The sequence below is a fragment of the Streptomyces flaveolus genome (assembly GCF_044765825.1).
Classification (GTDB): domain Bacteria; phylum Actinomycetota; class Actinomycetes; order Streptomycetales; family Streptomycetaceae; genus Streptomyces; species Streptomyces flaveolus.
In genome coordinates, this window is the sequence record NZ_JBIWKU010000001.1 from 196386 (window position 1) to 217599 (window position 21214).

22 protein-coding genes and 1 riboswitch are annotated in these 21214 nt (G+C 73.4%); of the genes, 10 read left to right on the plus strand and 12 right to left on the minus strand.

Going from position 1 to position 21214, the window contains the following annotated elements; all coding sequences use genetic code 11:
• Positions 1 to 133: 133 nt before the first annotated feature.
• Both ACIRG6_RS00860 and ACIRG6_RS00865 read right to left on the minus strand, forming a co-directional pair.
• Positions 134 to 961, minus strand: coding sequence for a class I SAM-dependent methyltransferase (locus ACIRG6_RS00860; RefSeq protein ID WP_403320099.1), 828 nt, complete (start codon positions 959 to 961; stop codon positions 134 to 136).
• Between the two features lie 131 nt (positions 962 to 1092).
• Entirely contained in the window at positions 1093 to 1659 is a 567-nt protein-coding gene (locus ACIRG6_RS00865; protein WP_364677800.1) for an SAV_6107 family HEPN domain-containing protein, read from the minus strand.
• Positions 1660 to 1844: 185 nt separating this feature from the next.
• Between ACIRG6_RS00865 and ACIRG6_RS00870 the strand changes: the two genes are divergently transcribed.
• Both ACIRG6_RS00870 and ACIRG6_RS00875 read left to right on the plus strand, forming a co-directional pair.
• Entirely contained in the window at positions 1845 to 2474 is a 630-nt protein-coding gene (locus ACIRG6_RS00870) for a TetR/AcrR family transcriptional regulator (RefSeq protein ID WP_364677798.1), read from the plus strand.
• A gap of 483 nt (positions 2475 to 2957) precedes the next feature.
• Positions 2958 to 4448: a phytoene desaturase family protein gene (locus ACIRG6_RS00875; protein ID WP_403320101.1), complete on the plus strand. Its 1491-nt coding sequence runs from the start codon at positions 2958 to 2960 to the stop codon at positions 4446 to 4448.
• 40 nt (positions 4449 to 4488) lie between these two features.
• Here the strand turns inward: ACIRG6_RS00875 and ACIRG6_RS00880 are convergent, their stop codons facing one another.
• The 6 genes from ACIRG6_RS00880 to ACIRG6_RS00905 form a co-directional block, all read right to left on the minus strand.
• A complete protein-coding gene (locus ACIRG6_RS00880; protein WP_403320103.1) occupies positions 4489 to 5427 on the minus strand; it encodes an SCO2102 family sporulation regulator in 939 nt (312 codons plus the stop codon).
• A gap of 56 nt (positions 5428 to 5483) precedes the next feature.
• The gene (gene metF / locus ACIRG6_RS00885) at positions 5484 to 6407 is read right to left on the minus strand and encodes a methylenetetrahydrofolate reductase [NAD(P)H] (protein ID WP_364677792.1); all 924 of its coding nucleotides are present in this window, start codon (positions 6405 to 6407) and stop codon (positions 5484 to 5486) included.
• 124 nt (positions 6408 to 6531) lie between these two features.
• On the minus strand, positions 6532 to 7188 hold the full coding sequence (gene thiE / locus ACIRG6_RS00890; protein ID WP_318218214.1) for a thiamine phosphate synthase: 657 nt from the start codon (positions 7186 to 7188) through the stop codon (positions 6532 to 6534).
• Positions 7189 to 7314: 126 nt separating this feature from the next.
• Positions 7315 to 7680 (minus strand): Rv2175c family DNA-binding protein, encoded by a 366-nt coding sequence (locus ACIRG6_RS00895; RefSeq protein WP_189228232.1) that lies wholly within the window; start codon positions 7678 to 7680, stop codon positions 7315 to 7317.
• Positions 7681 to 7746: 66 nt separating this feature from the next.
• Entirely contained in the window at positions 7747 to 8988 is a 1242-nt protein-coding gene (locus ACIRG6_RS00900) for an NAD(P)/FAD-dependent oxidoreductase (RefSeq protein ID WP_403320105.1), read from the minus strand.
• Positions 8989 to 9020: 32 nt separating this feature from the next.
• The gene (locus tag ACIRG6_RS00905; protein ID WP_239771405.1) at positions 9021 to 9371 is read right to left on the minus strand and encodes a hypothetical protein; all 351 of its coding nucleotides are present in this window, start codon (positions 9369 to 9371) and stop codon (positions 9021 to 9023) included.
• Between the two features lie 51 nt (positions 9372 to 9422).
• Positions 9423 to 9534, plus strand: a riboswitch (TPP riboswitch).
• Between ACIRG6_RS00905 and thiO the strand changes: the two genes are divergently transcribed.
• The 5 genes from thiO (at position 9532) to ACIRG6_RS00930 (ending at position 14852) form a co-directional block, all read left to right on the plus strand.
• Positions 9532 to 10740 carry a glycine oxidase ThiO gene (gene thiO, locus ACIRG6_RS00910; RefSeq protein WP_350718812.1) on the plus strand — a complete coding sequence of 403 codons (1209 nt, stop codon included), beginning with the start codon at positions 9532 to 9534 and terminating at the stop codon, positions 10738 to 10740. Its footprint overlaps the riboswitch before it by 3 nt.
• Complete coding sequence (thiS, locus tag ACIRG6_RS00915; protein ID WP_189228228.1) at positions 10737 to 10937, plus strand: sulfur carrier protein ThiS; 201 nt, start codon at positions 10737 to 10739, stop codon at positions 10935 to 10937. Before thiO ends, thiS begins: the two co-directional genes overlap by 4 nt.
• A gap of 3 nt (positions 10938 to 10940) precedes the next feature.
• Positions 10941 to 11738 carry a thiazole synthase gene (locus ACIRG6_RS00920; RefSeq protein WP_318218217.1) on the plus strand — a complete coding sequence of 266 codons (798 nt, stop codon included), beginning with the start codon at positions 10941 to 10943 and terminating at the stop codon, positions 11736 to 11738.
• A 199-nt stretch (positions 11739 to 11937) separates the two neighbouring features.
• Complete coding sequence (pknB, locus tag ACIRG6_RS00925) at positions 11938 to 13926, plus strand: Stk1 family PASTA domain-containing Ser/Thr kinase (protein ID WP_403320109.1); 1989 nt, start codon at positions 11938 to 11940, stop codon at positions 13924 to 13926.
• Positions 13927 to 13973: 47 nt separating this feature from the next.
• Positions 13974 to 14852: a deoxyribonuclease IV gene (locus ACIRG6_RS00930; RefSeq protein WP_403320111.1), complete on the plus strand. Its 879-nt coding sequence runs from the start codon at positions 13974 to 13976 to the stop codon at positions 14850 to 14852.
• Between the two features lie 19 nt (positions 14853 to 14871).
• Here ACIRG6_RS00930 and ACIRG6_RS00935 read toward each other — a convergent pair whose 3' ends face one another.
• Positions 14872 to 15519, minus strand: coding sequence for a sulfite oxidase-like oxidoreductase (locus ACIRG6_RS00935; protein ID WP_318218220.1), 648 nt, complete (start codon positions 15517 to 15519; stop codon positions 14872 to 14874).
• A gap of 182 nt (positions 15520 to 15701) precedes the next feature.
• On the opposite strand from ACIRG6_RS00935, the gene bfr reads away from it, so the two are divergent.
• The gene (bfr, locus tag ACIRG6_RS00940) at positions 15702 to 16205 is read left to right on the plus strand and encodes a bacterioferritin (RefSeq protein WP_351135801.1); all 504 of its coding nucleotides are present in this window, start codon (positions 15702 to 15704) and stop codon (positions 16203 to 16205) included.
• Here bfr and ACIRG6_RS00945 read toward each other — a convergent pair.
• Together ACIRG6_RS00945 and ACIRG6_RS00950 are read right to left on the minus strand one after the other, a co-directional pair.
• Positions 16202 to 16435 carry a (2Fe-2S)-binding protein gene (locus tag ACIRG6_RS00945; protein ID WP_073723846.1) on the minus strand — a complete coding sequence of 78 codons (234 nt, stop codon included), beginning with the start codon at positions 16433 to 16435 and terminating at the stop codon, positions 16202 to 16204. The genes bfr and ACIRG6_RS00945 overlap by 4 nt on opposite strands.
• Before the next feature lie 175 nt (positions 16436 to 16610).
• A complete protein-coding gene (locus ACIRG6_RS00950; protein WP_318218221.1) occupies positions 16611 to 17963 on the minus strand; it encodes a class II 3-deoxy-7-phosphoheptulonate synthase in 1353 nt (450 codons plus the stop codon).
• 105 nt (positions 17964 to 18068) lie between these two features.
• Between ACIRG6_RS00950 and ACIRG6_RS00955 the strand changes: the two genes are divergently transcribed.
• The gene (locus ACIRG6_RS00955; RefSeq protein ID WP_225634270.1) at positions 18069 to 18125 is read left to right on the plus strand and encodes a trp operon leader peptide; all 57 of its coding nucleotides are present in this window, start codon (positions 18069 to 18071) and stop codon (positions 18123 to 18125) included.
• Between the two features lie 105 nt (positions 18126 to 18230).
• Positions 18231 to 20210, plus strand: a complete 1980-nt coding sequence (locus ACIRG6_RS00960; RefSeq protein WP_403320114.1) for an anthranilate synthase family protein — start codon at positions 18231 to 18233, stop codon at positions 20208 to 20210.
• On the opposite strand, the gene ACIRG6_RS00965 is transcribed toward ACIRG6_RS00960, so the two are convergent.
• Positions 20162 to 21157, minus strand: a complete 996-nt coding sequence (locus ACIRG6_RS00965; protein ID WP_403320116.1) for a 2-hydroxyacid dehydrogenase — start codon at positions 21155 to 21157, stop codon at positions 20162 to 20164. The two genes, ACIRG6_RS00960 and ACIRG6_RS00965, sit on opposite strands and share 49 nt — an antisense overlap.
• Between the last annotated feature and the right edge of the window lie 57 nt (positions 21158 to 21214).

The window sequence follows — 21214 nt, forward strand, 5'->3', positions numbered from 1 at the left end:
TCCCCAGCGGCCGACCCGTCATGCCGGGCGGTCTCCCTCGATCATACGGCGCCGGGCCCCCGTTCGGGGGGCCTGTGGCGTACTCCATCTGCAGCCGCGGCCCTGATCAGCGGCCTACCTCCCGAGTCGGCGCTCAGGCCTCCTCGGTCCCCCGCGTCTCACCGAGCACATGAAGTTGCGTGGCCACGGAGTGGAAGGCGGCGAGCTCGGCCGCCGCGGCCTCGAGCCCCAGCAGCGCGTCCAGGGCGCCGGGCTCGGTGTCCACCAGCACCCCGGGGACGAGATCGGCGAAGACCCGCACGCCGTGCACGCCGACGACCCGGAGCCCCGCGTCCTCGACCAGGCCGGTGAGCTGCTCCGCGGTGAACCGGCGGGGCATCGGATCGCCCGTGCCCCAGCGGCCGTCCGGGTCGTCGAGTGCCTGCCGGGCCTCCGTGAAGTGGCCGGCGAGGGCCCGCGCCAGCACGGCGCCGCCCAGACCGGCGGCGAGCAGGCTGAGGACGCCCTCGGCGCGCAGGGCGGCCACCGCGTTGCGGACGCCCTCCGCGGGGTCGTCGACGTACTCCAGGACGCCGTGGCACAGCACCACGTCGTGACCGCCGCGCTCGACGACGTCGAAGAGGCCGTGGACGTCGCCCTGGACGCCCCGTACCCGGTCGGCGACGTCGGCCTCGGCGGCCCGGCGCTCCAGGGCGAAGAGCGCGTTGGGGCTGGGGTCGACGACGGTGACGCGGTGACCGAGGCGGGCCAGGGGCACCGCGAAGTTGCCGCTGCCGCCGCCGGTGTCCAGGACGTCCAGCGCCTGGCGGCCCGTGGCCTTGACCCGGCGGTCGAGGGCGTCCTGGAGGACCTCCCAGACCACGGCGGTGCGCAGGGCGGCGCGGGACCGGGAGGGGTCGGAGCGCAGCGACGCCGCTTGGGCGCGGTGGGGGGAGGCGGGCGGGCGCATCGGGTCCGACACGGCAGTTGACTCCTCGGCGCGGCACCGCCTCTGGCAGGGGCGGAGCGAACGGGCTGCCTCCCCCGGCCCGGGTGCGGGAAGGGGCAGGCTTCAGGCGTCTCCCACCCTATTGCCTCCGGTGCGCCGGCCGGTCACTCCGGGTACCCGCCGCCCGCCGCCGGCGCACGGCCCGGGTGCTGCGTCTCCGTGTCGGGGCGGGGCTGGGGCAGGACCGGCTGGAGGACGAGCATCCGCTCCACGATGCGCAGGAACATCGACACGTCGCGTATCAGGTCGTCGGCGTCCCGGCTGCCCGCCGCTCCCTGGATGCCCGCCTCGGCCCGGGCCCTGCGCCCGGCGCCCGAGGCGAACAGCGCGCTCCAGTCGGCGAGCTCGGGCGCGATCTCGGGGAGCACCTCCCAGGCGCTCCGGATGCGGGCCCGGGCCCGCGGGGTGGTCTCGGGCCGGCCGCGCGCCGCGAGCACGGCGGCGGCGGTGCGCAGGGCGGCGAGGTGGGCCGTCGCGTACCGCTCGTTCGGTGTTTCGAGGACGCCGGCCTCCTCCAGCCCGGCGCGGGCCTGGGCGAGCAGGTCGAGGGCGGCGGGCGGGGCGGATGACCGGCGGAGCACGGGGTGCACGTCGCTCGCCGGGCCGTTCAGTGAGGGGGCAGGGCCGGCTGCGCGGGGCCGCCGGGCGGCGGCTGCGGACGAGTGGGCCATGACGATCCTCCTGTCGTCTCCGTGACGGCACGCCCTGGCAGGAGGTGCCGTATGTGCCCATCGTGCGGTATGCCACTGACAATCCGTTCCGACCTGGACTTTTGTTGCGATCGTGTGTTCGGGGCCCGCTGAGCCGCCGGGCCCTGCGGTCACCGTGCCGGGCAGGGGGCTGTGAGAATCGGGTCATGGAAAGCAGCAGCACCGCCTCGCCGGGCAGCAGCCGGCGCGAGGCCACCCGGCAGAAGCTCTACGAGGCGGCCGTGACCCTCATCGCCGAGCAGGGCTTCTCCGCCACCACCGTGGACGAGATCGCCGAGCGCGCCGGCGTCGCGAAGGGCACGGTCTACTACAACTTCGCCAGCAAGTCCGTCCTCTTCGAGGAGCTGCTGCGGCACGGTGTCGGGCTCCTGACGGCCTCGCTGCGGGAGGCGGCGGAGCGCACGGCCCGGGAGGGCCGGGGCCGGGTCGACGCCTTGGACGCGATGATCCGCGCCGGGCTGGTCTTCATCGACCGCTACCCCGCCTTCACCCAGCTGTACGTGGCCGAGCTGTGGCGGACCAACCGGGCCTGGCAGTCGACGCTGCTGGTGGTCCGGCAGCAGGCCGTCGCGGTGGTGGAGGACGTGCTGCGCGACGGGGTGGCCGGTGGTGAGTTCAGCGAGGAGATCGACGTGCCGCTGACCGCCGCCGCGCTGGTCGGCATGGTCCTGGTGGCGGCGCTGGACTGGAAGTCGTTCCAGCCGGAGCGCTCCCTCGACGACGTGCACGCGGCCCTGTCCCGGCTGCTCCAGGGGCGGGTGACCGGCTGCGGCTGACACGCGGGCCGGCCACGAAGAACGCCGGTCCGTGGTGGCCGCGTCCCCCGCGGGCCACCGTCGGACCGGCGCCTTCTCCCCCGTACGTCCCCCCGTGGGCCCCCGTTCTCGGTCGTCCCCCGGGATCCCCCGTGCCTCGCTTCCGCCGGCCGCGGCCGGCGGAAGGAGCGGATCGCGGGCCCGGCTCCGTTCCGGCGCCCCGTGTCGCCGGTGCCGGAGCCGTGCCCCTCTCCGTGCCCCAACTCTCTCGTCATCGCAGGTCGGGGCCCATCCGCGCGCGTACTCATCTCCTCGGCTAGGTACGGGTACTCAGTCCTGCGCGGCCGTGCCCACCGGGGCGGCGCACCGACCGGTCACCCGCACGCCCGTCGGGGTACTCAGCGAGGCCCGCGGTACGGCAGCAGCCGTGCGGGCCGGGGGCCGCCCGGGACCCTCACGGCCCCTCGGACCGGGCTGTCGGTGGCGGCGGATAAAGTCCCTGGCATGGCACGGATTGCGGTGATCGGCGCCGGGATGGGCGCGATGGCGGCCGCCGCCCGGCTGGCCGTCGCGGGCCACCGGGTGGCGGTGTACGAGCGGACCGGGACGTACGGCGGGGCGGTGCGCCGCTTCGAGCGGGACGGCTTCTCCTTCGACACCGGCCCCGGCCTGCTGCCCCTGCCCGCGGTCTGGCGCGACCTGTTCGTCAAGACCGGCAAGGAGCCGCTGGAGTCCCGCGTCGAGCTGGTCCAGGTCGACCCGTCGTCACGGCACGTGTTCGCGGACGGCACGGAGGTCTCGCTGCCGAACGCCTCGCGGGCGGGTGTGGTCGCCGCCCTGGACGAGGCGCTCGGCGCACCGGCCGGGCAGCGCTGGGGCGACCTGCTGGTGCGGGCCCGGGAGGCCTGGGACCGCACGCGCCGGCCGCTCCTCGAGGAGCCCCTGTGGCCCGACTGGCAGGTGCTGGCCGAACGCGAGCCCTACCCGGCGGTCCCCCACAAGCGGCTGCTGCGCACCCGTCGGGCCGGCACGCTCGCCGAGGTCGCCGCGTGGGAGCTGCGGGACCCCCGGCTCACCGCCCTGCTGGAGAGCCACGCGCTCGCGTACGGCCTCGATCCGCGGACCGTCCCGGCGAACGCGGCCGTGCTGCCGTACATGGAGCACGCCTTCGGCATGTGGTACGTGCGCGGCGGTCTGCGGGAGCTGGCGCGGGCGGTGTACGAGCGGTGCCAGGAGCGCCGGGTCGAGTTCCGCTTCGACACCGAGGTCACGGGGATCGTCGAGAAGGACGGCCGGGTGGCGGGCGTGGAGCTGGCCGGCGGTGAGGTGGCCGAGGCGGAGTTCGTGGTCGCCGGTGTGGCGCCCGGCGTGCTGGACCGCCTCGCCGGGGACACGGTGGTGCGCGGTGCGGGCGGGGTTCCGCCGCAGCGCGGGGCGGCGAGCCGGGTCACGGTGCTGCTGGCGCTGCGGGGCGGCCGTCCCGAGGGCACGGCGCACCGGACGGTGGTGCACGCCCGGGACCGCGCGGGCGAGCTGGACTCCCTGTTCGGTGCCGCGCCCGGTGCGCCCGCGGGTCCGACCGTCACCATCCTGCGGCCCGACGACCCGGGGCTGGTCCCCGGCCCGGACCACGAGGCGGTCACGCTCAGCTCGGTGGTGCCCTCCGGCGCCGACGCCGAGGGCGGTGCCGAGCGCCTCGTCGCTGTCGCCGAGCGGGCCGTGCCGGGGCTGCGCGACCGTCTCCTGTGGCAGGAGGTGCGCACCCCTGCCGACATCGCGGCGGAGACCGGAGCGGCGGGCGGCGCGGTTCCGGCCCCGGCGCTGGCGGCGGCGGGCGGCCGGCTGCTGCACGCGGGCAACAGCACGGCTCTCGCGGGGCTGTTCACGGCGGGCGGCTGGTCGCATCCCGGCGGCGGGCTGCCGCACGCGGGCATGTCGGGCGCGCTGGTCGCCGGACTCGTCGTGGAAGGACCGGACTTCCGGGGCTCTCAGTGACCGGCGGGACGGCCGGGCCCGTCACCGGGCCCGGGTGCCGTCAGAAGCGGTACTGCTCGTCGTATCCCTGACCCGGGCCCTGCGGCTGGCCGTTGCCCTGGTACGGGTACGCCTGCTCCGGCGGGAGTTCGCCGCCGTACGGGTCGTCGCCGGTGCGCTGCTGCGGGACCCAGACCCCGCCGGGCGGGGTCTCGCCGCCGTAGCCGCCGGGGGTACCGGCGGGGTACTGGCCCTGCCCGTAGCCCTGCTGGTCGTACTGCGCCGTACCGGTGGTGTCGTAGCCGCCGGTGTCGTACGACCCGCCGCCGTAGGTGTGGGTGCCGATGTACGGGTCGGAGTAGGCGGCGTACTGCTGCTGGCCGGTGTCGTAGCCGTAGCCCTGCTGGCCGTAGCCGGAGTAGTCGTAGGCGTAGGACTGGTCGGGGCTCTGCGCGGCCGGTGTCTGCTGGTCCTGGCCGTAGCCGTCGCCGTACACCCCGTACGAACCGGTGTCGTCCGGCATGGGCTGCGGCGCGTAGACGGCGGTGGTCTCGGCGGGGCGGACCGGGGTGAAGACGTCGTCGCTGTCGTGGTCGTCGTGGCCGTAGGAGAGACCGTCCTGGCCCGGCGCGCGGTCCTCGTGGGTGCCGGGGGCGGCGTCGTCCGCCTCCAGGCCGGAGACCTCCAACGTCGGTTCCTGGCGGGCCCGTTCGGGACGGCGGCGCTTGCTGCCCACCAGGCCCGCCGGGGCGTTGACCGCCCATCCGGCCTCGAAGCCGCGGCGGAACGACAGGGTGACGTAGGTCTGGCCGACCGCGAAGGCGGCGGCACCCAGCCCGATGACCAGCACGTTCGACATCAGCACACCGGCCACGACGCCGGCGAACCCGCCGAAGGCGAGCAGCCGCCAGCGCAGCCGCGCCTTGTACTGCAGCAGCACCTCACCGAGCAGCCACAGCGCGACGATGCCGAACGCGATGTAGAGGACCGTCCAGCCCATGTACGCCCCTCTCCCAGTGGCCGTTACGCAGTGTGTCGCAAATACGTGCGGCCGGTCTAGGCCCGCGGGGGGTGGTGCAGGCCCAGGTTCTCGTAGATTTCCAGCGTCGCCGTGGAGTTGTTGAGCGTGATGAAGTGCAGCCCGGGCACACCCTCGGCCAGCAGCCGCGCGCAGAACTCCGTGGCGAACTCGATTCCAATGGAGCGTACAGCCGCCGGATCGTCCTGTGCCGCGAGGATGCGCTCTTTCAGTCCGGCCGGGAACGAGGCGTTGCTGAGTTTGGGCAATCTCTCCAGCATCTTCACACTGGTCACGGGCATGACCTCGGGGATGACCGGGGTCTCGCAGCCGGCCGCGGCGACCCGGTCGCGCAGGCGCAGGTACGACTCGGGCTGGAAGAACATCTGCGTGATCGCGTAGTCGGCGCCGGCCCGGCACTTGTCGACGAAGTGCGTCACGTCGGTGTCCCAGTCCGCGGAGCGCGGATGCATCTCCGGGAAGGCCGCCACGCCGACGCAGAAGTCGCCCGACTCCTTGATCAGCCTGACCAGCTCGGCCGCGTAGGTGAGGCCCTCGGGGTGCGGGATCCAGTCGGCCGTCGGGTCACCGGGCGGGTCGCCGCGCACGGCCAGCATGTTCCGGATCCCCGCGTCGGCGTACTGGCCGATGATGTTGCGCAGCTCCGCGACGGAGTGGTCGACCGCGGTCAGGTGGGCGACCGGGGTCAGGGTCGTGTCGGCGACGATCTGCTCGGTCTCCTTGACCGTGCCCGCGCGGGTGGAGCCGCCCGCGCCGTAGGTCACGGAGACGAAGTCGGGGGCGACCGCCTCCACCCTCCTGAGCGCACTCCACAGGTTCCTCTCGCCCTTGGGCGTCTTCGGCGCGGAGAACTCGAACGAGTACGTCGTCTTGCCGGCGGCGAGGATGTCCCGCACGGTGCGTGCGCGATCAGTCCTGGTGGATGCGGTTCCGAGGGCCATACGGGCAGGTTAGCCAGGGAGTGGCGGCCCCCCAACCGGATGCGGGACATTTGTCCGTATTGTCGGCTTGTTGTCCATCCCTTGGACACATGCCTGCGGCAACCGCGCCGGACGTCCTCCCGGCCTACGCCTGCCGCAGGCGCTTCGCGAACTCGGCCGCCGCCGCACCGGGGTCGTCCGCCGCGGTGATGGCGCGGACGACGACGACCCGGCGGGCGCCCGCGTCCAGCACCTCGTCGAGGTTGCCGAGGTCGATGCCGCCGATGGCGAACCAGGGGCGGTCGGTGCCCAGGGACGCGGTGTACCGGACCAGGTCGAGGCCGGGCGCGTGGCGGCCGGGCTTGGTGGGGGTCGGCCAGCAGGGGCCGGTGCAGAAGTAGTCCACGCCCTCCTGGGCGGCGGCCGCGGCGGCCTCGGACTCGGCGTGCGTGGAGCGGCCGACGAGGACGTCGTCGCCGAGGATCGCCCGGGCGGCGGGCACCGGCAGGTCGCCCTGGCCGAGGTGCAGCACGTCGGCGCCGGCGGCGTGGGCGACGTCCGCCCGGTCGTTGACCGCGAGGAGCCTGCCGTGGCGGGCGCAGGCGTCGGCGAAGACCTTCAAGTGTTCCAGTTCCTCCGCGGCCTCCATGCCCTTGTCGCGCAGCTGCACGATGTCGACGCCGCCGGCCAGCACCGCGTCCAGGAATTCGGGCAGGTCGCCCTGGCTCCTGCGGGCGTCCGTGCACAGGTAGAGCCGGGCGTCGGCGAGCCGGGCGCGTGCGGTGGCGGCGGTCTCGGACATACGTGTGTCCCCCCAGATCGGTGACGTACGGCGGCGGGCGGCGGCGTGGCGTACGGCCGCCGCCGGTGGCGGCCGTGGCGTACGGACCGCGGGCGTCGCGGCCCGTACGCCGGGCGGTGTGTCAGGTCAGACGGCGAGCGCCTGGGCGCGGCGCTTCACCTCCGTGCCGCGATTCTCGCTCAGCGCCTGCGCGGGGGTGCCGGGCAGGGTCGGGTCGGGCGTGAAGAGCCACTCGAGCATCTCCTCGACCGTGAAGCCGTCGTCCCGCAGCAGGGTCAGGGTCCCGACCAGGCCCTTGACGACCTTGTCCTCGTCGATGAAGGCCGCCGGGACGTGCAGCGCGCGGTTCTCACCACGGCGTACGGCGATGAGCTGGCCTTCCTTGATCAGCTGCCGCACGCGGGTCACCTCGACGCCGAGCATTTCGGCGATGTCGGGGACGGTGAGCCAGGCGGGTACGAGAGCATCGATCTTTGCGTCAATCTCGGTCACGTCTCAAGCCTGCCATCTGGCACCGACAGTCGGAAGCCGGACCCGTCCCAACCCGCCGACGGGGGACTACGCCGTCGCCGCCTTCAGCGGCCGCGCGGGGTCGACGAGCAGCCGCGGGTTCATCCTGGCGCCCGCCTCGATCAGGCGCCTGCCCTGGGCCAGGTCCCGGGGGCGGCCCACCGCCAGCAGGGCGATCAGCCGCTCGTCGCGCAGCCAGCAGACCGTCCAGGCGGGACCGGAGGGGTCGCCGCGCCACAGGGTGCTGTCGGCGGACGTGTGATGCCCCGCGTACTGGACGAACCGGCCGAACTGCTCGGACCAGAAGTACGGCACCGGGTCGTAGACCGGCGGGGCCTCGCCGGTGGCGGCGCCGACGATGTCGGCGGCGACCGTGCGCGGGCCCTGGAGGGCGTTGTCCCAGTGGTGGACGAGCAGGCGCTCCCCGTAGCGGCCGGAGGGGAAGGAGGCGCAGTCGCCGACCGCGTGGACGTCGGGCACGGAGGTGCGCAGGCGGTCGTCGGCCAGGACCTCGCCGTGCGGGCCGAGCTCGATGCCGGAGCCGGCGAGCCAGGCGGTGGCGGGCCGGGCGCCGATGCCGACGACGACGGCGCCGGCGGGCAGCCGCGAGCCGTCGTCGAGGACGACGTGACCGGGCTCGACGCGCTCCACGCGCGCGTGGGTGCGCAGGACGGCGCCCGCGTCGGCGTACCAGGCGGTCATGGGGGCGGCGACCTCGGCGGGCAGCGCACCGGCGAGCGGCCGGTCGGCGGCCTCCACGACGGTCACCGCGCAGCCCGCCTCGCGCGCGGCGGTGGCGAACTCGGCGCCGATCCAGCCCGCGCCGACGACCACGATGTCGTGCTGCCGGGCGAGCACCGGGCGCAGCCGCTCGGCGTCGTCCAGGGTGCGCAGCAGGTGCACGCCGGGAACGCCCTCGGCACCGGGCAGCCGGACCGGTTCGGCGCCGGTCGCGACGACGAGGACGTCGTACGGCACGGGCCCGGCGGAGGTGTCCAGGACGTGCGCGCCGGGGCGCAGGCCCAGCGCCTCGCAGCCGAGCCGCAGCTCGATGCCGAGCGCCTCGAAGTCGACGTCGAAGGCGGAGCCCTCGGCCGTGCCGAGCAGGACGGCCTTGGACAGCGGGGGGCGGTCGTACGGCTGGTGGGGTTCGGCGCCGATCAGCGTCACGGTGCCGGCGAAGCCCAGTTCGCGCAGGGCGACCGCCGTCTGCACGCCCGCCATGCCCGCACCGACGACGACCACGCGACGCTCCGCGTCCGCTCCCCGCTCCTGCGTCTGCTCGTTCACCTGATCACCTTAGACACCCGGCAAATCGCCGGTCAGTCCTCGTGCGCGGTGATCTCCTCCACAACGCTCGTCCCGCTGCCCTGCCGCGATTCCCACTCCCAGGTCTCCTCCAGCCGCACCCGCCCGTCGGGCAGGTCGACGACCGTCGACACGCAGTGCCCCGACGAGGTGCTGCCGTCGGTCCTGAGCTGCACGTACCGGAAGTCGAGCCGGTCGCCCGCGCGGGTGCCCACCAGCCGGCCGCGGACGACGTCGCCGCCCGCGTACTCGGCCCAGACCTCGCCGTCCTCCTCGTGGTAGGTGAACCGGGTGCGGGTCCCCACCTGGCCCGGGGCCTGGTCGGCGACCGGGGCGAGGACGAGACCGTCGAGCGAACGGGCCACGGTGGAGGCTCCCTTACGAGTTCGGCGCGCTGCGGGCTAGGGTGGCCACCGTAAAGCACTCGCGGGAGCCCGGACGCACCGGGCTGAGAGGGAGGCTGGCGGCCTCCGACCGTACGAACCTGATCCGGGTCATGCCGGCGAAGGGAGGGGCTGGACGCCCATGTCGTCCCCATCGATCGCACCGTCCGTACCACCCCGCACGCAGGACGTCCTCGTCGTGGGCGGCGGGATCATCGGCCTGGTCACGGCCTGGCGGTCCGCGCAGCGCGGGCTCGCCACGGCCCTGGTGGACCCCGAACCGGGCGGCGGCGCCGCCCAGGTGGCGGCCGGGATGCTGGCCGCCGTCACGGAACTGCACTACGGCGAGCAGACGCTGCTCGCGCTGAACCTCGCCTCGGCCCGCCGCTATCCGGAGTTCGCCGCCGAGCTGGCCGACCTCACGGGCCACGACCTCGGTTACCGCCGCTGCGGCACGCTGGCCGTGGCGCTGGACGCCGACGACCGCGCCCATCTGCGGGAACTGCACGCGCTGCAGGAACGCTCGGGCCTGGAGTCCGAGTGGCTGTCGGGGCGCGAGTGCCGGCGCCTGGAGCCCATGCTCGCGCCGGGCGTGCGCGGAGGGCTGCGGGTGGACGGCGACCACCAGATCGACCCCCGGCGCCTGGCCGGCGCGCTGGTGGCCGCCTGCGAGCGTGCGGGCGTGGTCTTCCACCGGGTGTGGGCCGACCGGCTCACCGTCGCAGGGGACCGGGCGACCGGCGTCGTCACGGCCGACGGCACGGTGCTGGAGGCCGGGCAGGTGGTGCTGGCCGGGGGCAGCCTGAGCGGGCGCCTCGCGGGCGTGCCGGACGCCGTGCTGCCGCCGGTGCGGCCGGTGAAGGGGCAGGTGCTGCGCCTGACCATGCCCCGGGCGCACGGACCGCTGCTGAGCCGGACGGTGCGTGCCGTGGTGCGCGGCAACCCCCTCTACCTGGTGCCCCGGGAGAGCGGCGAGCTGGTCGTCGGCGCCACCAGCGAGGAGCTGGGCTGGGACACGACGGTGACCGCGGGCGGCGTCTACGAGCTGCTGCGCGACGCCCACGAGCTGGTCCCCGGCATCACCGAGCTGCCCCTCACGGAGACCCGCTCGGGCCTGCGCCCCGGCTCCCCGGACAACGCCCCGCTGCTCGGCCCGACCGGGCTCGAGGGGCTGCTGCTGGCCACCGGGCACTACCGCAACGGCGTGCTGCTGACCCCGGTCACCGGCGACGTCATGGCGCACGTCCTGACCACCGGGGAGCTCCCGGAGGAGGGCCGCCCCTTCACTCCCCGGCGCTTCGGCGCCGCCGCCCTCACGCAGCACACCGTCCTCACGGAGCAGACCGTATGAACATCTCCGTCAACGGGGAGCCGCGCGAGGTGGCTCCCGGCACGGCCCTGGACGCCCTGGTGGGCACGCTCACCGCGGCGCCGTCCGGAGTGGCCGCCGCCCTGAACGAGACCGTCGTCCCGCGCACGCAGTGGTCCGCCACCGCCCTGTCCGACGGCGACCGCGTCGAAGTCCTCACCGCCGTCCAAGGAGGCTGACCCATGGCCGACGATCCCTTCGTCCTCGGCGGTACGGCCTACACGTCCCGCCTGATCATGGGCACCGGCGGCGCGCCCAGCCTGGACGTGCTCGAGCACGCGCTGGTGGCGTCCGGCACGGAGCTGACGACCGTCGCGATGCGCCGGGTGAACCCGTCCGTGCACGGGTCCGTGCTGTCGGTCCTGGAGAAGCTCGGCATCCGGGTGCTGCCGAACACGGCCGGCTGCTTCACCGCCGGGGAGGCCGTCCTCACCGCCCGCCTGGCCCGCGAGGCCCTCGGCACGGACCTGGTCAAGCTGGAGGTCATCGCCGACGAGCGCACCCTGCTGCCGGACCCGATCGAGCTGCTGGACGCGGCGGAGACGCTGGTGGACGACGGCTTCACGGTGCTGCCGTACACCAACGACGACCCGGTCCTCGCCCGGAAGCTGGAGGACGTCGGGTGCGCGGCGATCATGCCGCTCGGGTCGCCGATCGGGTCCGGGCTCGGCATCCGCAACCCGCACAACTTCGCGCTGATCGTGGAGCACGCGCGCGTGCCGGTGATCCTGGACGCGGGGGCCGGTACGGCGTCGGACGTGGCGCTGGCGATGGAGCTGGGGTGTGCGGGGGTGATGCTCGCCTCGGCGGTGACGCGGGCGCAGGAGCCGGTGCTGATGGCGGCCGCCATGCGCTCCGCGGTGGAGGCGGGGCGGTTGGCCCGCCGGGCCGGGCGGATTCCGCGGCGGCACTTCGCGGAGGCGTCGTCTCCTGCGGAGGGCTTGGCGGTACTGGATCCGGAGCGGCCCGCTTTCCAGTGAGCGTGCACTGTCCTGACCTCGTGTTCTCCCACCCGCGCACCACTCGTTTCCGGCCGGCCGAGCGGTGGGCCTCGCCGGCGGGGGCCGGGCGCCGTCGGCGGCGTGCGGCGGGTGGGAAGCGTCACAGGTGCGCTTCAGTACCGCGGTGACGGGGCTGGACGCCCGCGGGGTGTCCGTGCCTGCTCGTACACTCGCCTGCGTGGACACGACCCTTCAGGACCCTCTGGTCGGGCAGGTGCTCGACGGCCGGTACCGCGTCGAGGCGCGGATCGCGGTCGGCGGGATGGCCACGGTCTACCGGGCCGTGGACACCCGCCTGGACCGTGTGCTCGCGCTGAAGGTGATGCACCCGACGCTCGCCACCGACGCCACCTTCGTCGAGCGGTTCATCCGCGAGGCCAAGTCGGTGGCCCGGCTCGACCACCCCAACGTCGTCCAGGTCTTCGACCAGGGCGCCGAGGGGGCGTACGTCTATCTGGCGATGGAGTACATCGCCGGCTGCACCCTGCGCGACGTGCTGCGCGAGCGCGGGGCGCTGCAGCCGCGGGCCGCGCTGGACATCCTGGAGCCGGTGCTGGCCGCGCTGGGCGCCGCCCACCGGGCCGGGTTCGTGCACCGGGACATGAAGCCGGAGAACGTGCTGATAGGGGATGACGGCCGGGTCAAGGTCGCCGACTTCGGGCTGGTGCGGGCCGTGGACACGGTCACCAGCACCACCGGGTCGGTCCTGGGCACGGTCTCCTACCTGGCGCCCGAGCAGATCGAGCACGGCACCGCCGATCCGCGGGTCGACGTGTACGCGTGCGGTGTCCTCCTCTACGAGATGCTGACCGGCGGCAAGCCGCACGACGGGGACTCCCCCGCCCAGATCCTCTACAAGCACCTCCACGAGGACGTCCCGCCGCCGTCGGCCGCCGTCCCGGGGACGGCGTACGCGCTGGACGAGCTGGTCGCGTCGGCGACCGCGCGCACCCCGGAGGTCCGTCCGCACGACGCCGTGGCGCTGCTGGCGCAGGCCCGTGAGGCACGTGCGGCACTGACCGCCGAGCAGCTGGACGCCGTGCCGCCGCAGGCCCTCGCCGCGGAGCACGACAGCGCCGAGGACCGCACGAGCGTGATCCCGCGCGCGCTGACGTCCCCCACGCTCGGCTTCGCTCGCGCGGGGGGACCCCCATCGCGGCCGCTGCCCGTGAACGAGGACGAGGACGTCCTCCCGGGCGGCGAGGCCCCCGCGGACGGGGTCCACCGCACCAGCCGGTTCACGGCTCCCCCGCCGCTGCCGCCGCGGCGCCGCCGCCCGCAGGTGAGACGGGGCCCGCTGGCGATCGTCGTCGCCGTGCTGCTGGTCCTCGGCGTCGGCACGGGTGTCTGGTACATCAACTCCGGCCAGTTCACCAAGGTGCCGCCGCTGCTGTCGAAGACCGAGGCGCAGGCCGAGGACCGGCTGGAGGAGGCCGGTCTGGACGTCGGCACGGTCCGGCACGCCTACAGCGACACGGTCGAGCGGGGCACCGTCATCAGCACCGACCCCGGAGTCGGCACCCGGATCCGCAAGAACGACTCGGTGTCGTTCACCATCTCCGACGGCCCCGACACCGTGAAGCTGCCGGACGTGCAGGGCTACAAGCTGGACCGGGCGCGGAGCGTGCTCAAGGACGAGGGGCTGGAGCCGGGCATGGTGACCCGGGCGTTCAGCCAGGACGTCCCCAAGGGCTTCGTGATCTCCACGGACCCGAAGACGGGCACCGAGGTGCGCGCGGGCTCCGCCGTCGCACTCGTCGTCAGCAAGGGCCGCCCGATCGACGTGCCCGACGTCACCGGCGACGACCTGGCGGACGCGAGGACGGAGCTGACGGACGCCGGTCTGAAGGTGAAGGTCGCCACCGAGCAGGTCACCTCCGAGTACGACAAGGGCCAGGTCGCCCGTCAGACGCCGGACGCCGGCAGCCGCGCCGCCGAGGACGACACGGTGACGCTGACGGTGTCCAAGGGCCCCGAGATGATCGGGGTCCCGGACGTGACCGGCGACAGCGTGGACGACGCGAAGCGGAAGCTGGAGGACGCCGGGTTCGGGGTGAAGGAGGACCGCGGGCTGCTCGGGCTGTTCGGCGACACCGTGAAGGAGCAGTCCGTCGAGGGCGGGGAGACGGCGCCCAAGGGGTCGACCATCACGATCACCATCAGGTGACGGCTCTCACGGTCCGGTCGCACGACCGGGCATGACACCCTGAATGGGTGAACAGTCAACAGTCCGCCCTCCCGCGCAACCCCGTCGGCGGTCACGTGCCCGTGGCCGGCGGCCTGCACTCCGTGGGCCTGTCCTACGCCCGCGACCTGCGGGCGGAGGCCGTACAGGTCTTCGTCGCCAACCCGCGCGGCTGGGCCACCCCGGCCGGCAACCCGCGGCAGGACGAGGCGTTCCGGGAAGCCTGCGCCACCGAGTCGATCCCGGCGTACGTGCACGCGCCGTACCTGATCAACTTCGGTTCGCACACCGAGGCGACGGTGGAGCGGTCGGTCGAGTCGCTGCGGCACTCGCTGCGGCGCGGGCGCGAGATCGGGGCGCTCGGGGTGGTCGTGCACACCGGCAGCGCGACGGGCGGCCGGGACCGTTCGGTGGCGCTGAAGCAGGTGCGGGAGTTCATGCTGCCGCTGCTGGACGAGCTGACCCACGACGACGACCCGTACCTGCTGCTGGAGTCGACCGCCGGCCAGGGCGCGTCCCTGTGCTCGCGGACCTGGGACTTCGGGCCGTACTTCGAGGCGCTGGACGCCCACCCGAAGCTGGGCGTGTGCCTGGACACCTGCCACATCTTCGCGGCCGGGCACGACCTGACCGGCCCGGCGGGCATGCACCAGACCCTGGACCTGCTGGTGGACACGGTCGGCGAGGGCCGGCTGAAGCTGATCCACGCCAACGACTCCAAGGACGTGACGGGCGCGCACAAGGACCGGCACGAGAACATCGGCGCCGGTCACATCGGCGAGGACCCGTTCCGGGCGCTGATGACGCACCCCGCCACCGAGGGTGTGCCGCTGGTGATCGAGACGCCGGGGGGCAAGGAGGGGCACGCCGCGGACGTGGAACGGCTGAAGAAGCTGCGCGACGGCTGACGCCCGCGCCGGCCGCGGGTCAGAGCTCGGGGCCGTCCCCGGGCTCCTCCTGGTAGGAGTAGCGCTGCTCCCGCCACGGGTCGCCGATGTTGTGGTAGCCGCGCTCCTCCCAGAAGCCGCGGCGGTCGGCGGTCATGTACTCGATGCCGCGGACCCACTTCGGGCCCTTCCAGGCGTACAGGTGGGGGACGACCAGGCGGAGCGGGAAGCCGTGCTCGGCGGTCAGCAGCTCGCCGTCCTTGTGGGTGGCGAAGAGGGTGCGTTCGGCGGCGAAGTCGGACAGCCGGAGGTTGGAGCTGAACCCGTACTCCGCCCACACCATCACATGGGTGACGGCGGGCCCGGGCGGGGCGATCTCGAGGATCGTGCGGGCCGGGACGCCGCCCCACTCGGAGCCGAGCATGCTGAACTTCGTCACACAGTGCAGATCGGCCACGACCGTGGTGTACGGCAGTGCGGTGAACTCCTCGTGGGTCCAGCAGTGCTTGTCGCCGTCGGCGGTGGAGCCGAAGACCCGGAACTCCCACCGCTCGGGCCGGAACTTGGGGACCGGACCGTAGTGCGTGACCGGCCAGCCGCGCTGGAGCCGCTGTCCCGGCGGAAGCTCGAACTGCGGCGTCTCTCCCGAACCGCCCTCTCCCGACCCGTGTTCCACCGGCTGACCCATGCCTCCATCCTGACAGACCCGGACCGATGCCCCTGACACGCCCCCCTTACATCGGACGGAAAGGGGCAAATCTCAGTAAGCACGTACGTACTTACTAAGTCGAGACTTACTGGACGATCTTCGATGCCGGTGCAATCATGCGGCGCAACCCGCCAGTTCCCGCGTGGAAGGAGCCTTACGCGATGCAGGGCGACCCCGAGGTCATCGAGTTCCTCAACGAGCAGCTGACCGCCGAGCTCACCGCGATCAACCAGTACTTCCTGCACTCGAAGCTGCAGGACCACAAGGGCTGGACCAAGCTCGCGACGTACACGCGCGCCGAGTCCTTCGACGAGATGCGTCACGCCGAGCTCCTCACCGACCGCATCCTGCTCCTCGACGGCCTGCCGAACTACCAGCGGCTCTTCCACGTGCGGGTGGGCCAGAGCGTGACGGAGATGTTCCAGGCCGACCGGGAGATCGAGGTCGAGGCCATCGACCGGCTGCGCCGGGGCGTGGAGGTGATGCGGGCCAAGAACGACATCACGTCGGCCAACGTCTTCGAGGCGATCCTCGCCGACGAGGAGCACCACATCGACTATCTGGACACCCAGCTGGAGCTGATCGACAAGCTGGGCGAGTCGCTCTACCTGTCGACGGTCATCGAGCAGTCCCAGCCGGACCCCTCGGGACCGAAGCTGGTCTAGGCGGCCTCTGGGAGCTCGGCGAGGACCGGTTCACCCTGGTCGGCGAGCTGCCGGCGGGGGCAGGCGCCGCGGCCGAGGAGTGCCTGGATGCGCCGTACGCAGCCGCCGCAGTCGGTGCCGGCCTTGCAGGCGGAGGCGATCTGCCGGGGCGTGCAGGCGCCGGCTTCCGCGTGGCTCTTCACCTGTTCCTCGGTGACACCGAAGCAGCTGCAGACGAACACGCGGTTCACCTCCCGAGCGGGTTACAAGGTCGTGCCGTACCGACGACGACCGGAGGGCCTGCTGGTCGGTGAGGCAAACCTAACCTTACTCATCACGCGGGGGCGGCAAAAGCGGAGAGGGCGCGGATCGTGTGTGACCCGCGCCCCATTCCGTGTTCCTGCCGCCCGGGTCAGGGGCGGACCGTCACTGGTCCCGGTACATCTCCGCCACCAGGAAGGCCAGGTCGAGCGACTGGCTGCGGTTCAGGCGCGGGTCGCAGGCCGTCTCGTAGCGCTGGTGCAGGTCGTCGACGAAGATCTCGTCGCCGCCGCCCACGCACTCGGTGACGTCGTCACCGGTGAGCTCGACGTGGATGCCGCCCGGGTGGGTGCCGAGCGACTTGTGCACCTCGAAGAAGCCCTTGACCTCGTCGAGCACGTCGTCGAAGCGGCGGGTCTTGTGGCCGGAGGCCGCCTCGTAGGTGTTGCCGTGCATCGGGTCGGTGATCCAGGCGACGGTGGCACCGGACGCGGTGACCTTCTCCACCAGCTCGGGGAGCTTGTCGCGGATCTTGTCCGCGCCCATCCGGACGATGAACGTCAGCCGGCCGGGCTCGCGCTCCGGGTCCAGGCGCTCGATGTACTGCAGCGCCTCCTCGGCCGTCGTCGTCGGGCCGAGCTTGATGCCGACCGGGTTGCGGATCTTCGAGGCGAACTCGATGTGCGCGTGGTCCAGCTGCCGCGTGCGCTCACCGATCCACACCATGTGTCCGGAGACGTCGTAGAGCTGCCCGGTGCGGGAGTCGACGCGGGTGAGCGCCGACTCGTAGTCGAGCAGCAGCGCCTCGTGCGACGAGTAGAACTCGACGGTCTTGAACTCCTCCGGGTCCGTGCCGCAGGCCCGCATGAAGTTCAGCGCGCTGTCGATCTCCCGGGCGAGCTGCTCGTAGCGCTGGCCGGACGGGGACGACTTCACGAAGTCCTGGTTCCAGGCGTGCACCTGGCGCAGGTCGGCGTAGCCGCCGGTGGTGAAGGCGCGCACCAGGTTCAGCGTGGACGCCGACGCGTGGTACATGCGCTTGAGCCGCTCGGGGTCCGGGATCCGGGCCTCTTCGGTGAAGTCGAAGCCGTTGACGGAGTCGCCGCGGTAGGTCGGCAGGGTGACGCCGTCACGGGTCTCGGTCGGCTTGGAGCGCGGCTTGGAGTACTGGCCGGCGATCCGGCCGACCTTCACCACGGGCACGGAGGCGGCGTACGTGAGCACGGCGCCCATCTGGAGCAGGGTCTTGAGCTTGTTGCGGATGTGGTCCGCGGACACCCCGTCGAACGCCTCGGCGCAGTCGCCGCCCTGGAGGAGGAACGCCTCTCCCTTGGCGACGGCCGCCATCCGGGCGCGCAGCTGGTCGCACTCGCCCGCGAAGACGAGCGGCGGATACGACTCGAGGTCCGCGATCACTGCGCGCAGAGCCTCGGTGTCGGGGTACTCGGGCTGCTGCGCCGCGGGCAGGTCTCGCCAGGTGTTGCCAGCGCTCGCGCTGGTCTTAGCGTTCACGGTCACGGCCTCAACACTACGGGGTCGGATGACCGCTCCCGCCCCCATGCCCAGGGAGTGAGACACGCGGAACACCCTGTGGACGGACCGCGGTGGGGTACGCTGCGCCGTATGTTCGCGCACTCGACCCAGAACTGGTGGTGGACCGCTCCTCCGGCGGCCCACTGACTGCGCGTACGCAAGACTTCGCGAAGGCCGCCCGAGAGGCGGCCTTCGGTGTTTTCGCGACCAGGGCCGTTCCTCTCGCCGAGAGAACGAGAAGGACACGGACCCATGCCACAGTTCGACCTGCGCGCCCTGACCGCCGGCGACCGCCCGTTCGCCCTGCTCCGCCGCCGCACCCCGGGCCACGCGCCCGACACCGTGGAGCTGCTGCTCGGCCCGGTGACGGAACACGACCGGCTCGCCGCCCTGCCCGACGAGGGGCTGGCGCTGGTGCCCTTCCGGCAGATCCGCGAGCGCGGCTTCGACGTGCGCGACGACGGCACCCCGCTGCTGGTGCTGACCCCCGAGGAGCGGTACGACCTCCCGCTCGCCGACGCCCTGGAGCAGCTGCCCGCACACGACGTCCGCGTCGAGGACGGCGGCTTCGACGTGGACGACGAGGAGTACGCGCGGATCGTCGGACGGGTGCTGGACGAGGAGATCGGGCGGGGCGAGGGCGCCAACTTCGTGATCCGGCGGACGTACGAGGGGCACGTCCCCGGGTTCGGGCGCGCCGACGCGCTCGCCCTGTTCCGGCGGTTGCTGGAGGGCGAGCGGGGCGCGTACTGGACCTTCGTGGTGCACACCGGGGAGCGGACGCTGGTGGGCGCCAGCCCCGAGGTGCACGTGCGGATGTCCGGTGGAAGGGGCGGGCGCGCAGCGCCCACGGTTGAGGGTGGCGGTGGGAGACGGGCGGGCACGGTCGTCATGAACCCGATCAGCGGGACGTACCGCTATCCCGCCGAGGGGCCGACCCCCGAGCACCTGCTGGACTTCCTCGCCGACGGCAAGGAGATCGAGGAGCTGTCGATGGTGGTCGACGAGGAGCTCAAGATGATGTGCACCGTCGGCGACATGGGCGGTGTCGTCGTCGGGCCCCGGCTGAAGGAGATGGCGCACCTCGCGCACACCGAGTACGAGCTGCGCGGCCGTTCCTCGCTGGACGTGCGGGAGGTGCTGCGGGAGACGATGTTCGCGGCGACGGTCACCGGCTCGCCGGTGCAGAACGCCTGCCGGGTCATCGAGCGGCACGAGGTCGGGGGGCGCGGCTACTACGCGGGTGCGCTGGCGCTGCTCGGCCGGGATTCCGGCGGTGCCCAGACCCTCGACTCCCCGATCCTCATCCGTACCGCCGACATCGACGCCGACGGGCGGCTGCGGGTCCCGGTCGGCGCCACGCTGGTGCGGGGCTCGGACCCGGCGGGCGAGGTCGCGGAGACGCATGCCAAGGCGGCCGGGGTGCTGGCGGCGCTGGGGGTGCGTCCCGCCCGGCCGCGTGCGGAGGCCGGGCGGCCGAAGCTGGCCGACGACCCCCGGGTGCGGGCGGCGCTGGACGGGCGCCGGGCCGCGCTGGCGCCGTTCTGGCTGCGGATGCAGGAGCCGTCGGACGCGCTCACGGGACAGGCTCTCGTCGTCGACGCGGAGGACACCTTCACCGCGATGCTCGCCCACGTGCTGCGCTCGGCCGGGCTCGGCGTCACCGTCCGCCGGTACGACGAGCCGGGGCTGCGCGAGGCGGTGCTCGGGCACGACGGCCCGGTGGTGCTGGGGCCCGGCCCCGGTGACCCGTCCGACCTCGCCGATCCCAGGATGCGCTTCCTGCGCGCGCTGACCGCCGACCTGCTCCTCCCCCACGCTCGGCTTCGCTCGCGCGGGGGGACCCCCACCGGCCGGCACGGCGTCCTGGGGGTCTGCCTGGGGCACGAGCTGATCGCGGCCGAGCTGGGCCTGGACATCGTCCGCAAGGAGGTGCCGTACCAGGGGGCGCAGACGGAGATCGACCTGTTCGGGCGGCGGGAGACCGTCGGCTTCTACAACAGCTTCGTGGCCCGCTGCGACGACGCGGCGGCCGCCGGGCTGGCCGCGCACGGGGTGGAGGTGAGCCGGAGTGCCGCGCACGAGGTGCACGCGCTGCGGGGTCCGGGCTTCGCCGGCGTGCAGTTCCATCCGGAGTCGGTGCTGACGCTGAACGGCGCGGCGATCGTGCGGGAGCTGGCCGGTCAGCTGCGCGGCACGAGCACGTTCTCCGAGCGGCGGCCGGCCCGGTAGTCGAGGACGTTGCGCACCGTGGCGTCGACGATCTGCCGGACGGCGTACTCGGTGTAGTACGCCTGGTGCGAGGTGACCAGGACGTTCGGGAAGGTGACGAGGCGGGCCAGCGTGTCGTCGGCGATGGCCTCCAGGGACTTGTCGAGGAAGAACAGGCCCGCCTCCGCCTCGTACACGTCCAGGCCGACGCCGGCGAAGCGGCCCGCGCGCAGCTCGCCGACCAGGGCCGCGGTGTCGATGAGGCCGCCGCGGCTGGAGTTGACCAGGATCGCGTCGTCCTTCATCGCCTTCAGGGCGTTCGCGTCGATCAGGTGCTGGGTCTCGGTCATCAGCGGGACGTGCAGGCTGACCAGGTCGGACTCGGCGAGCAGCTCGTCCTTGGGGACGTAGCGCATGCCGAGCTCCAGGCAGGCGGGGTTCTCGGCGACGTCCCAGCCGAGCAGCCGCATGCCGAAGCCGTGGGCGATGCGGGTGAAGGCCTCGCCGATCTTGCCGGTGCCGAGCACGCCGACGGTGCGGCCGTGCAGGTCGCGGCCCATCAGCCCGTGCAGGCGGAAGTCGAAGTCACGGGTGCGGGTGGAGGCCCGCACGATGCGGCGGTTGACGGCCATGGCGAGGGTCCAGGCGAACTCGGCGACCGAGTGGGGCGAGTAGGACGAGACCCGGGCGACGGTCACGCCGAGCCGCTCGGCCGTGTCGAGGTCGACGTTGTTGAAGCCGGTGGAGCGCTGGGCGACCATCCGGGTGCCGCCGGCCGCGAGGATCTCCAGGACGGGCGCGCCGAGGTCGGCGTTGACGGACGTGGAGACGATCTCGTGGCCGGCCGCGATGGGGGCGGTGTCCTCGGTGAGGAAGACGTCCAGGCAGTGGATGTCGTGGTGGCCGAGGAAGGCCTCCTCGATCAGGGGCTTCTCGTCGGCCTGGACGCCGAACGCCAGGATCTCCATGACCGCTCCCGTTCCGCTGGACTCCGGGCCGAATATACGGCGCCGGGCCCGCGCCCG

What these genes read in the sequence shown, in the direction of transcription:
- ACIRG6_RS00870 (WP_364677798.1), top strand. Translation starts at nt 1,845, where the DNA reads ATGGAAAGCAGCAGCACCGCCTCGCCGGGCAGCAGCCGGCGCGAGGCC.
- metF (WP_364677792.1), bottom strand. Translation starts at nt 6,407, where the DNA reads ATGGCCCTCGGAACCGCATCCACCAGGACTGATCGCGCACGCACCGTG.
- ACIRG6_RS00880 (WP_403320103.1), bottom strand. Translation starts at nt 5,427, where the DNA reads ATGGGCTGGACGGTCCTCTACATCGCGTTCGGCATCGTCGCGCTGTGG.
- thiS (WP_189228228.1), top strand. Translation starts at nt 10,737, where the DNA reads ATGAACATCTCCGTCAACGGGGAGCCGCGCGAGGTGGCTCCCGGCACG.
- thiO (WP_350718812.1), top strand. Translation starts at nt 9,532, where the DNA reads ATGTCGTCCCCATCGATCGCACCGTCCGTACCACCCCGCACGCAGGAC.
- ACIRG6_RS00935 (WP_318218220.1), bottom strand. Translation starts at nt 15,519, where the DNA reads ATGGGTCAGCCGGTGGAACACGGGTCGGGAGAGGGCGGTTCGGGAGAG.
- ACIRG6_RS00920 (WP_318218217.1), top strand. Translation starts at nt 10,941, where the DNA reads ATGGCCGACGATCCCTTCGTCCTCGGCGGTACGGCCTACACGTCCCGC.
- ACIRG6_RS00965 (WP_403320116.1), bottom strand. Translation starts at nt 21,157, where the DNA reads ATGGAGATCCTGGCGTTCGGCGTCCAGGCCGACGAGAAGCCCCTGATC.
- thiE (WP_318218214.1), bottom strand. Translation starts at nt 7,188, where the DNA reads ATGTCCGAGACCGCCGCCACCGCACGCGCCCGGCTCGCCGACGCCCGG.
- ACIRG6_RS00875 (WP_403320101.1), top strand. Translation starts at nt 2,958, where the DNA reads ATGGCACGGATTGCGGTGATCGGCGCCGGGATGGGCGCGATGGCGGCC.
- ACIRG6_RS00865 (WP_364677800.1), bottom strand. Translation starts at nt 1,659, where the DNA reads ATGGCCCACTCGTCCGCAGCCGCCGCCCGGCGGCCCCGCGCAGCCGGC.
- bfr (WP_351135801.1), top strand. Translation starts at nt 15,702, where the DNA reads ATGCAGGGCGACCCCGAGGTCATCGAGTTCCTCAACGAGCAGCTGACC.
- ACIRG6_RS00960 (WP_403320114.1), top strand. Translation starts at nt 18,231, where the DNA reads ATGCCACAGTTCGACCTGCGCGCCCTGACCGCCGGCGACCGCCCGTTC.